10 protein-coding genes are annotated in these 11,179 nt (G+C 67.7%); 9 read left to right on the forward strand and 1 reads right to left on the reverse strand.

What is annotated here, in order from left to right:
• The first annotated feature begins 61 nt into the window (after positions 1 to 61).
• Positions 62 to 1,195 carry a dipeptidase gene (locus ACZ63D_RS32125; RefSeq protein ID WP_465358102.1) on the forward strand — a complete coding sequence of 378 codons (1,134 nt, stop codon included), beginning with the start codon at positions 62 to 64 and terminating at the stop codon, positions 1,193 to 1,195.
• Positions 1,196 to 1,227: 32 nt separating this feature from the next.
• The gene (locus ACZ63D_RS32130) at positions 1,228 to 1,641 is read left to right on the forward strand and encodes a LapA family protein (protein WP_465358103.1); all 414 of its coding nucleotides are present in this window, start codon (positions 1,228 to 1,230) and stop codon (positions 1,639 to 1,641) included.
• 6 nt (positions 1,642 to 1,647) lie between these two features.
• Here ACZ63D_RS32130 and ACZ63D_RS32135 read toward each other — a convergent pair whose 3' ends face one another.
• Complete coding sequence (locus ACZ63D_RS32135; protein WP_465358104.1) at positions 1,648 to 2,415, reverse strand: maleylpyruvate isomerase N-terminal domain-containing protein; 768 nt, start codon at positions 2,413 to 2,415, stop codon at positions 1,648 to 1,650.
• Positions 2,416 to 2,497: 82 nt separating this feature from the next.
• Between ACZ63D_RS32135 and ACZ63D_RS32140 the strand changes: the two genes are divergently transcribed.
• The 7 genes from ACZ63D_RS32140 to thpD all read left to right on the forward strand — a co-directional run bounded on the left by ACZ63D_RS32140 (position 2,498) and on the right by thpD (position 11,035).
• The gene (locus ACZ63D_RS32140; RefSeq protein WP_465358105.1) at positions 2,498 to 3,289 is read left to right on the forward strand and encodes an Abi-alpha family protein; all 792 of its coding nucleotides are present in this window, start codon (positions 2,498 to 2,500) and stop codon (positions 3,287 to 3,289) included.
• A gap of 5 nt (positions 3,290 to 3,294) precedes the next feature.
• The gene (locus ACZ63D_RS32145) at positions 3,295 to 4,539 is read left to right on the forward strand and encodes a DUF445 domain-containing protein (protein WP_465358106.1); all 1,245 of its coding nucleotides are present in this window, start codon (positions 3,295 to 3,297) and stop codon (positions 4,537 to 4,539) included.
• Positions 4,540 to 4,586: 47 nt separating this feature from the next.
• On the forward strand, positions 4,587 to 7,613 hold the full coding sequence (locus ACZ63D_RS32150; RefSeq protein WP_465358107.1) for a patatin-like protein: 3,027 nt from the start codon (positions 4,587 to 4,589) through the stop codon (positions 7,611 to 7,613).
• A 243-nt stretch (positions 7,614 to 7,856) separates the two neighbouring features.
• Positions 7,857 to 8,351 (forward strand): diaminobutyrate acetyltransferase, encoded by a 495-nt coding sequence (gene ectA / locus ACZ63D_RS32155; protein WP_465358108.1) that lies wholly within the window; start codon positions 7,857 to 7,859, stop codon positions 8,349 to 8,351.
• A gap of 41 nt (positions 8,352 to 8,392) precedes the next feature.
• Positions 8,393 to 9,643 (forward strand): diaminobutyrate--2-oxoglutarate transaminase, encoded by a 1,251-nt coding sequence (ectB, locus tag ACZ63D_RS32160; RefSeq protein WP_465358109.1) that lies wholly within the window; start codon positions 8,393 to 8,395, stop codon positions 9,641 to 9,643.
• 30 nt (positions 9,644 to 9,673) lie between these two features.
• A complete protein-coding gene (locus ACZ63D_RS32165; RefSeq protein ID WP_465358110.1) occupies positions 9,674 to 10,066 on the forward strand; it encodes an ectoine synthase in 393 nt (130 codons plus the stop codon).
• A gap of 66 nt (positions 10,067 to 10,132) precedes the next feature.
• Positions 10,133 to 11,035 carry an ectoine hydroxylase gene (gene thpD, locus ACZ63D_RS32170; protein ID WP_465358111.1) on the forward strand — a complete coding sequence of 301 codons (903 nt, stop codon included), beginning with the start codon at positions 10,133 to 10,135 and terminating at the stop codon, positions 11,033 to 11,035.
• The last annotated feature ends 144 nt before the right edge of the window (positions 11,036 to 11,179 follow it).

Genomic DNA, 11,179 nt, shown 5'->3' on the forward strand with positions numbered 1-11,179 from the left:
GTCCACAAAGGACTGGGGAAGGAATGAGCGCCGCCACGGCCCGGCTCGCTAGGGTCGGGGCATGACCGAGCTGACTCGCACGCAAGACCTGCTCGCCTCCACGATCCTCGCCGACGGACACAACGATCTGCCCTGGGCACTCCGGCTCAAAGCCGGTCCGAACCCGGTCGAAGCAGTGGCGGGCGTGGACCTCACGGTGCCGCAGCCGACGCTGCACACCGACTTCCCCAAACTCGCCGAAGGCAAGCTGGGCCTGCAGTTCTGGTCGGTGTACGTGCCCTGCCAGTTCGAAGGCGACAGCGCGGTCACCGCGGTACTGGAACAAATCGAGGTGGTCTACCAGCTGGCCGAGCGCTATCCCGAACGGCTGCGGCTGGTCACCACGGCCGACGAGGCCGAGGCGGCGTTCGCGGACGGGCGGATCGCGTCGCTGCTCGGTGCCGAGGGCGGGCACAGCATCGCCGAATCCCTCGGAGTATTGCGGATTCTGCGCCGGCTCGGCGTCCGCTACATGACGTTGACGCACAACTTCAACACCACCTGGGCGGATTCCGGAACCGACAAGCCCGAGCACGACGGGCTCACCGAATTCGGCCGCGAGGTCGTGCGCGAGATGAACCGGATCGGCATGCTGGTGGACCTCTCCCACGTCGCGCCGAGCACCATGCGCGCCGCGCTTGAGGTGTCCAGTGCGCCGGTGATTTTCAGCCACTCGTCGTGCCGCGCGGTCAACGATCACCCGCGCAACATTCCCGACGACGTGCTCGCTCAGCTGCCTGGCAACGGCGGCGTCGCGATGATCACCTTCGTGCCCGCTTTCATCTCCGCCGCGGTCACCGAATGGGACAACCAGCTCGAGGCCGCGATGAAGGCGGCCGGACAGGAGTTCCTCAATCTCGGCGAGCGCGGCCGGTTCGCCGAGACCTGGGACGGGCCGCCCAAGCCGAAGGCGACCGTCGAGGACGTCGTCGCGCACATCGAGCACGCGCGCGAGATCGCCGGAATCGACCACATCGGGCTCGGCGGCGACTACGACGGCGTCGGCGCGTTGCCCGAGGGTCTTGAAGACGTGTCGAAATACCCGGTGCTGATCGCGGCGCTGATGGAACGCGGCTGGAGCGACGAGGACTGCGCGAAGCTCGCCGGCCGCAACACGCTGCGGGTGCTGCGCGAGGTCGACACTCAGTTGAATTAGCGCATCACGGCGAGTGGGCGGACAATCACGATATGTCCCACGCGCGAAACGACGGCCCCGACGGGGTCGCGAAATCGGAAATTCCCGAGGCGCCGGGCACCGAGGTGCCCGGCGCGTTCGACCCCGCCGCCCCGGGCACCGCACCGGGAGCCGAACCCGGACCGCGGCCGCCCGCCGCGAAACCCGCCGGCCGCAAAGGCAAGATCAAGCCCACCCGGATCAGCGGCACCTGGGTCGCGGTGATCGTGGCGATCGTCGTGCTGGTGTTCCTGCTGGTATTCATCCTGCAGAACCTGGACACGGCGACCGTGCACTTCCTCGGCGCGTCCGGCAGCATGCCGCTCGCGGTGGCGATGCTGTTCGCCGCCATCGCGGGTGCGGTGCTGGTCGCGCTGATCGGCGGGGCCCGGATCCTCCAGTTGCGGAAACAAGCTCGCCGACGCTGACCAGGATCAGCCGCTCTCCGGAGCACGCAGGCTCAGCAGGATCTCGCATACCGCGGGATCCCCGCTGAGCCGCACTCGCGCGTCCGCTTCCGCCGCGGGCAACGTTCCGCTGCACAGCCGCCAGAACGCGTCGGCGTCAGTCGTCATCGACGCGAGCGGAGAGCGGGACGTCGCCGCACCGCGGTCGATCGTCCAGCCCGTTGCGGTAGCGCGGAGAGTCCACCGGCCAGCCCCCTCCACCGAACAGGCCACCTGGCGTCCGGGCCGCGTGGTCACCGCCCGCAACGTCGGTGGCAGCGAACGCAGAAACGTGTCCACCACCGGCGTCCGGAATTCCGGCTCATCGAGCAGCGGAACCTGCACCGCCTCCCGGATCTGCTGGTGGAGCACCCACTGCTCCGAGTAGTCGCGAGCGACCGTCAGCCACGCCGGTTCCGCGGCCGGTTCGTCCAGGTCGCGGTGCTTCCACAGTTCGGTCAGCTGCGTCGTGCTGTCCACGAACATCGCGAACAGCACCTCCGGGGACAGTTGCCGGCAGGCGGAAACCCAAGAGGTCCCTTCCGCGAAGTGGCCGTCCCGGTCTCGCGAGAGCCGTCTGAGCTTCAAGCCGAGGATGTGCGCGGTGAGGTCGTGCACCGTCCACTCGCCGCGCGCGGGCCGGGCCCAGTCCGGCGTCCGGAGGTCGGCGAGAACCCCGATCAGCGCCTGTTCCTCTTCGGCGAGCAGCGGCAGCACGTCGATCGGCGGTCCCCACGGCGCGGTCATGCGCGTCATCCAACACCTCCCGGCCCGGCATCACAGGGCCATCCGGCCTACTCGCAGGTAGCATCAGCGCGAACAGTGAGGGGAGCAGCCCGTGGACTACCAGCGACCGAACGGCCGGGCCACCGCCGAGGACGTGGCCAATCTGGCCCGCCGGGCAGGCCAGCTCGCCGGATGGGCGGCGCGCACCGGCTTCGACCTGACCCGCAAACTCCCCGGGATCGACACCGCCGAACGCGGCCTCAAACAGGTCGAACGCGGGCTGCTGAGCGAACTGCGCCGCCGCCTCGACGAGGTCGACGACCCCTACCACGCGGCGCTGACCGCGGCGTCCGCGATGAACCGGGCCGACGGCGGCAGCCGCGCCGTCGAAACGACTGTCACGCTGGTGCCCGCCCGCGACCGCGTCGAACCGCTGCGCGCGGCGATGGCCGAACTGCTCAACCACTCCATCGGCTTCGGCCGCGAGCGGGCCCGCGAGTACCTGTACGCGATCATCCTCCGCCAGCTCACGCCCGACGAAGCGCGCATCCTCTCCGCGCTGTCGGACGGCTCCCCGTTCCCCGCGGTCGACGTCGCCGAGCGCACCGCCATCGGCGGCACCGGCCGGATCATGCTGCGCAACGCCTCGACGGTCGGCAAGGCGGCCGGAGTGTCGCTGCCGGACCAGGTGCCCGGCTACGTGACCCGGCTGATCGGCCTCGGCCTGGTCGAACTGGACGAGGAGGTGCCCTCGCTCGAGACGCAGTACGAAATCCTGCTGACCGACGAGTCGGTCCGCGAGGTGGAGAAGCAGGTGAAGCGGATCAAGATCATCCGCCGCACCATCCACGTCTCGCGGCTCGGCGCGCAGTTCTGGCAGGCCTGCGACCCGAGCCTGGGCTGAGCCCGATGGGCGAGTTCGTCTCGAGACTCCTCGACGACTTCGTCCGGCACTGGCCGCTGTATGTCTCCATCCCGATCGTCGCCGCGCTGATCGGATACGGCACGAAGCTGGTCGCGATCCGGATGATGTTCCAGCCGGTCGAGTTCATCGGCGTCAAGCCCTTCCTCGGCTGGCAGGGCATCGTGCCCAAACGGGCCGCGCGGATGGCGAGCATCGCCTGCGACACGATGACCGAGCAGCTGATCAAACCGGCCGAGGTCGTCGCCCGGCTCGACGCCGACCGGATCGCCAAGGAAATCGAGAAACCGCTGCTCGCGGCGGTCGAGGACATCGTGCGCGAGGTGGCCGGGCACTACCAGCCGGGCCTGTGGGAATCGCTGCCGGTCGGCGTGCAGCGGCTGGTGATCCAGCGCGTGCAGGCCGAATCGCCGCACATGGTCAAGGCGGTGCTCGAACTCATTCAGTCCGATGTGGACAGTGTGTTCGACCTCAAGGGCATGGTGGTGACCAGCCTCGTCAAGGACAAACGGCTGCTCAACCGGATCTTCCAGGAAGCAGGCGCGGAGGAGTTCAAGTTCATCGCGCGGTCCGGGCTGGTGTTCGGCGGCCTGATCGGCGTGATCCAGATGGTCGCCTGGGTGCTGTTCAAGTTCCCGCCGATCATGCCATTGTTCGGCCTCTTCACCGGATGGTTCACCGACTGGCTCGCGCTGCGGATGATTTTCTACCCGCTGGAGCCGAAGAAATATTTCGGCATCACCTGGCAGGGCCTCTTCCTCAAACGGCGCGTGGAAGTCGCCGAGGCCTACGGCGAGTTGATCGCGAAAGAAATCATCACGCCGCACAACGTCATCGAGGCGGTGCTGCGGGGCCCGCTTTCCGACCGGGTGCTCGCGCTCATCCAGCGGCAGCTCGACCGCGAGCTGGGCCGGGCGGCGAACGTGGCGAAACCGTTGCTGGTCTTCGCCATCGGCAGCCGCCGCTACCAGGACATGAAGCTGGCCATCTCCGAGCAGATCATGACCCGGCTGCCGGACACGATGCGCTACATCGAGGATTACGCCACCGACGCCATGGACATCCGGAACGTCCTGGTCTCCAAGATGAAGGAATTGTCGCCAGAGGAGTTCGAACAACTGCTGCGCCCGGCTTTCCAGCAGGACGAATGGATTCTCATCGCCACCGGCGCGGTGCTCGGGTTCGCGGTCGGCGAGGCGCAGGTATTGGTGCTGGAGCATCTGGCCGCCTGAAACCTCCCCCTTGTGGTGGGGCGGGCTGGGCCGGGAGACTGACCCTCATGGGTGAGACGGCGGTGCCGTGGCCGCAGGAAATCCGGATCGCGATGGCCATGGTGGGGGGATCCAGCCTGGCGGTGTGGATGGGGGGAGTCGCTACCGAGACCTCGGCGTTGCTGCACGCTTCGCGCACGCCGAAGGAGAGTAACGGCTACCGGAAACTGCTCGACCTTTTGCACGCTTCGGTGCGCCTGGACGTGCTCACCGGGACGAGCGCGGGCGGCATCAACGCCGCGTGCCTCGGGTTGGCGGAGGCGTACCGGTCGACGCCCGCGGTGCTGCGCGACACCTGGTTCTCCGCCGGATCGCTGGAGAATCTGATCCGCGACCCCGGCGAGACCCAGCCGCGTTCGGTGCTGAACGGCGACAAGGTGCTGCTGAACGGCTTGGTCCAGGCGATGCACGACATCACCGGATCCGGCGTCGCGCCCACCGAGCCGCCGGACGTGACCGTGCTGCTCACCGGCACCATGCTCGACGGCGAGACCACGCAGTACGACGACGCGCTCGGAAACCGGGTGCGGGACACCGAACATCGCATGCTGTTCCGCTTTCACGGTCCATTGTGGAACAACCAGGTGCACGCCCCGCTCGCGCTCGCCGCGCGGTCGAGCGCGTCCTTCCCGGGCGCCTTCGAGCTGTCGCGGATGCCGATCGGTCCCGAGGCGGCGGACCGGCTGCACCCGGACATGACCGACTACACGGAGCTGGTGCGTTCGCATTGGCTCGCCGACGGCGGCGTGCTGGTGAACAAACCGCTGCGGCCGGCGTTGCGGGAGATCTTCGAACGCTCGTCCTCGACCGATGTGCGGCGGTTGCTGCTGTACGTCGTCCCGACTGTCAACGGCGAAGCCAAGCCGATGACGTGCGATCCGGCCGAACCGCCGATGCTCGGCACCGCGCTGGCGAAGGTCGCCTCGACGATCATGAGCCAGACCATCAGCGTCGAGCTGGAGGAATTGAGCAAGCACAACTGCGCCGTCACGCGCACCCGGGACACGCGGGTCGCGCTCGCGTCGCTCGGCCTGCGCGGCGGACAGCTGGTGGACGACCGGGTGCACCAGGCGTACCTCGAGCGCCGGGTCGCGCTCGACGCGGCCGACCTGGTGCGCGCGGTCACCCGCCGCTACGAACTGTCCGATGAGGACAGTGGATGGGCGGCCGGGAATTCGGCTCTGCTGCAAGACATCGCCGCGGACGGACTGCGCCGCGGGATTCCGGAAACGCTGCCCGGCGAATCGGTCACGGTCGGCGAGATGGTCCGCTACCGCACCTCGACGCTGGAAGACGCCGTCGCCACCGGCATCCAGCTGATCAACGCGGGTTTCCGGATGGGCCCGGACCTCGACCAGGCGACCCAGCTCAACGAGGCGCGGGCGAAGATGCACGCCGCCCGCCGGAGCGCGGCTCGCGACGTGCGGCTGCCCGCGTGGGTGGCCCGGCACGAGCCGCCGAAGCCGGGCACGGCGATGCCGGACTGGATCGGCCAGCTCGCCCGCGAATGGGCGGATCTCGGCGCGTCGGACGCGGTACGGGACGCGTGGCCGGAGGTCACCGGCGCGTTGCGCTCGGCGGCTCCGGTGCTGCAAGCGTTGTCGGGCAAGGAAAACCAGTGGTCCGAGGACGCCGCCGACACAGTGGAGACGCTGCTGGACTGGTTCGGCCTGGACAACGCGGACGTCGCGGACGGATTCGTGCTGGCCCGGTTCTTGCTGCTGCACATGGCGACGCGCGGGCTGCTCGCCGAAGCTCCGGCGGTGGACCAGCGCGTCGACCTGGTGCAGCTGAGCGCGGACAGCCGCACCCTGCTCGACCTGGCGCGCACCCGCGGCCGCGACAAGCTGACCGGTACCCAGGCGAACAACTTCGGCGCGTTCTACAAAGCTTCCTGGCGCGCGAACGACTGGATGTGGGGCCGGATCGATGCCGCGGGCTGGCTGACCCAATGCCTGCTCGACCCGAAACGCCTGCGGGTGCTGCGCGACATCGTCGGCCCCGAACAATTCCGGGAGCAGGTGAGGACGACGTTCCAGGAGATCGGCTGGCAGCCGCCCTCGCCCGCGGACAACGGGAGGCCCGCGGACCTGCCCGGTTTGCTCGCGCAGCTGGGCGACGAGCTGGCTTTCCTTGGCCTGGACGCGAATCTGTCGCCGGTCGGCTTCGGGAAAGACGTCCCGACCAGTCTCCCGGTGACGTCGATGGTGCTGGCCAAGTCACGGCAACTGGCGATCGCGCGGGAGGAACTGCCGGTGCTCGCCCGGCAGGCCGAACAAGACGCGAAGGAGGGCAACGGCAAGGCGTCGGAGAGCTTCCGGAAACTGATGGCCGCCCGCCCGCTCGAACCAGCTGCCGGGAAAACCGCCGCACAGCGGGAAAAGTCCGCGGAACCGGACCCGGCACAGCGTGCTTTCCAGGCCTGTCAGGTTTCCGCCGAACGTTTCGAGGGCGAACTCGGCAGTACTCTGCTCGCCAAAACCATTGTCAAAGCCGGAGCCGCCGGGCTCAACGCCGCGTCCACCGCCACCCGGGTCCCGAAAACGCTCCAGCCGCTGGCGAAATTCGCCCAGCTCAGCAGCCGCAGTTCGTGGTGGGTCACGCAAGGCGCGACACAGCTCGCCCGTCCCTGGAACCTGATCGCCGCCGCCATCACCGCGGTCGCCGGGCTCGTGCTCAGCGGCGAAGGCGGATCCGTCCTGCAATGGCTCGGCCTGCCGGTGGCCGCCGGCGCGCTCGTGTTTCTCGTGGTGAGCCTGCTGACGTTGCGACGCACGTGGCGAATGGTGCTGACCGTGCTGGCCGTGCTGGTGGTGGCCGCGTTGCTGTTCGCGGCTTTCCTGCCGCCCCTGGCGCAGCCGTTGTTCGGCTGGCTCGGCACCGTTGTGGACGGTTGGCGGCGCGGGCAGGCCCCGCTGTGGTGGCTCGCGGTCGTCGCGCTGCTCCTGCTGCCCGCGGTCTGGACGCCGTTGTCCGGGCTCGGCCGGCGCCGGCGTGGGAAGCGGCGACGGTCGCGTGCGGACAGTCGGCACTGAACCCCAGGTCGACCCCGTTTTTTCGGCGCTGGAGTTGCGATAGCGCCGACGAAGGACCATGGTCGGGGTTCACAGGTCGCATACTCGAGGTGTGCGGCTCAGGCGCACGCATGCCCAGAACTTCGGTACGTTAAACATGTTTGTGGTACTCCTCACCGGGGTATCCGCGTCCTCCCTGGTGAGGGCGGTGGGCGTGGCATGGATCGCTGGCGGCGGGAAAATTCTCTGTTACGTTTCCAAAGTATGTCCGGAAAGCACTTGATCGAATCCCCGACCAAGGCCGATGGTGCCACGCTCTGGCGAATCGCGCGTGATTCGCAGAAGCTCGATCTGAACTCGCCGTATGCGTACCTGTTGTGGTGCAAGGATTTCGCGGAGACCTCGGTCGTCGCCCGCGTCGACGGTGAGCCGGTCGGATTCGTGATCGCTTACCGAAGGCCGTCCGAGCCGGAGGTCGCGCTCGTCTGGCAGGTCGCCGTCGACGCGTCCCAGCGAGGAAAAGGCCTGGCCGGACAGCTGCTGGACAACCTGTACACGCGTCTGGTCGGCGAGGGCGTGCGGTACCTGGAAACCACGATCACTCCGGACAACGAAGCGTCGGTCCGGCTCTTCGAGTCGTTCGCGAAGCGCTGGAACGCGGATCTGGAACACCGCCGGTTGTTCGAAGTCGCTGATTTTCCGCAAGGGGAGGCGCACGAACCCGAGGATCTTTACCGCATCGGGCCGTTGCACCGCTAATAACCCGTCAATTTCGCCGAGTAGGAGCGAAAGAAAACGTCATGAGCATCTTCGAAGAGCTCGAATCGGAAGTCCGCAGTTACAGCCGGGGATGGCCGGTCGTCTTCGACCGGGCGCAGGGCAGCAGGCTCTACAGCGAGGACGGCAAGCCGTACCTCGACTTCTTCGCCGGCGCCGGCGCGCTGAACTACGGGCACAACAACCCGCATCTCAAAAAGGCGCTGATCGACTACATCCAGCGCGACGGCGTGACGCACGCGCTGGACATGTTCACCGTCGCGAAGCGGGACTTCCTGGAGACCTTCCGGGACAAGATCCTGACGCCGCGCGAACTGGACTACAAGATCGTCTTCCCCGGCCCCGGCGGCGCGAACGCCGTCGAGGCCGCGCTGAAGCTGGCGCGCAAGGTGACCGGCAAGGAATCGGTCATCAACTTCACCAACGCGTTCCACGGCATGACGCTCGGCGCGCTGTCGGTCACCGGCAACTCGATGAAGCGCGGCGCCGCGGGCATCCCGCTGGTGCACGCCACGCCGATGCCGTACGACAAGTACTTCGACGGCGCGATGCCGGACTTCATGTACTTCGAGAAGCTGCTCGAAGACTCCGGCAGCGGCCTGAACGAGCCCGCCGCGGTGATCGTGGAGGGCGTGCAGGGCGAGGGCGGCATCAACGCCGCGCGCCTGGAATGGCTCCGCGGCCTCGACGACCTGTGCAAGCGGCACAACATCCTGCTGATCCTCGACGACGTGCAGATGGGCTGCGGCCGCACCGGCCCGTTCTTCAGCTTCGAGGACGCCGGCATCTCGCCGGACATCGTGTGCCTGTCGAAGTCGATCGGCGGCTACGGCCTGCCGATGGCGCTCACGCTGATCAAACCGGAGCTGGACGTCTGGGAGCCGGGCGAGCACAACGGCACCTTCCGCGGCATCAGCCCGGCGTTCGTCACCGCGACCGAGGCGCTGCGCGTCTACTGGAGCGACGACGAGCTGGAGAAGTCGACCAAGGCCAAGGGCGAGCGCATCGCGAGCACCTTCAAGGACTTGGTGGAGACCTACCCGGAGGCGAACCTCGCCGCGAAGGGCCGCGGTCTGGCGCGCGGCCTCGAATTCGCGAACGGCGACCTGGCGGGCGCGGTCTGCAAGGCGGCTTTCGAGCGCGGCCTGCTGATGGAAACCTCCGGTCCCGACGGCGAGGTGATGAAGCTGCTGCCGCCGCTCACCCTCACCGACGACGAGCTGAGCGAAGGGCTTTCGATCATCTCCGAATCCGTCGCCGCCGTTCTCAAGTAACCACCCCGAAGAACAGAAGGAGCCGTTCACTTGCTGGTCCGCACGCTCGACGAGATCACCGACACCGACGCTGACATCAAGACCGAGAACTGGCGCAGCAAGCGCATCATCCTCGCGAAGGAGGGCGTCGGTTTCTCGGTGCACGAGACGACGCTGTACGCGGGCACGGTGAACGACTTCTGGTACGCCAACCACATCGAGGCCGTTTTCATCACCTCCGGCGAAGGCGAGATCGAAGACCTCGCCACCGGGAAGGTGTACCCGCTCAAGCCGGGCACGCTGTACCTGCTGAACGACCACGACAAGCACCAGGTCCGGCCGAAGACCGAGATCAAGTGCGTGTGCGTGTTCAACCCGCCGGTCACCGGCCGCGAGGTGCACGACGAAAACGGGGTCTACCCGCTCGTCACCGAAGACTCCTGACACGGCGCCACTCCCACCACCACCCCGAGAAAGAAGAAACGCCAGAAGAACTGGAGGCGAGCCACTGTGACGATCATGGACACCCGGGTCGAAGACGGTTACCCGACCCGGATCACCGGTACGCCGGATCATCTTCCGCGCGTGCACCCCACCGTGTGGGGTACCGAGGCTGACGGCCCGATCGACGCCGCCACCCTGGCGAATCACGACGCCAAGGGCTACACGGTCGTCGAGGGACTGCTCTCGCCCGGTGAGGTCCAGACGTACTGGCAGGAGGTCGTCCGGCTGTCGTCGGACGAGAAGCTGCGCGACGACGAACGCGTCATCACCGAGGCGCGCACCGGCGAGGTCCGGTCGATCTTCGACGTGCACGAGATCTCCGGCCTGATCGCCGAGCTGGTGCGCGATCCGCGAGTGCTCGACCGGGCGCGGCAGATCCTCGGCTCCGAGGTCTACATCCACCAGAGCCGGATCAACTACATGCCGGGCTTCAAGGGCACCGGCTTCTACTGGCATTCCGATTTCGAGACCTGGCACGCGGAGGACGGCATGCCGTCGCCGCGCGCGGTGAGCTGCTCGATCGCGCTCACCGACAACTACCCGTACAACGGCGGGCTGATGATCATGCCGGGTTCGCAGCGCACGTTCGTGCAGTGCGTCGGCGAGACCCCGGAGTCCAACTACAAGAGCTCGCTCAAGGACCAGCGGGTGGGGGTGCCGTCGCCGGACGACATCACCAAGCTCGCCGCCGACTGCGGCATCGACCAGTTCACCGGCTCGGCCGGTTCGGCGCTGTGGTTCGACTCGAACATCATGCACGGCTCGTCGAACAACATCACGCCGTATCCGCGGTCGAACATCTTCCTGGTGTTCAACAGCGTGGAGAACGCGTTGCAGGAGCCGTTCGCCGCGAGCGAGCCGCGGCCGTCGTTCATCGCCGGCCGCGACCCCGCCCCGATCACGCGGTGACCAGCGTTACCTTCGCCAACCGGCGGGTCGCTCGTAACGAGGGATGTGCGCCCTGTTACGTTATCGCCACCTCGCAGTTCGGCTGCGGAGGCACGGTTGTCCGCAGCGGTCCGGGTTCTTGCTCGGGGTGAGCCCCCCGAGCCG

The organism is Amycolatopsis sp. NPDC104775 (assembly GCF_055583325.1).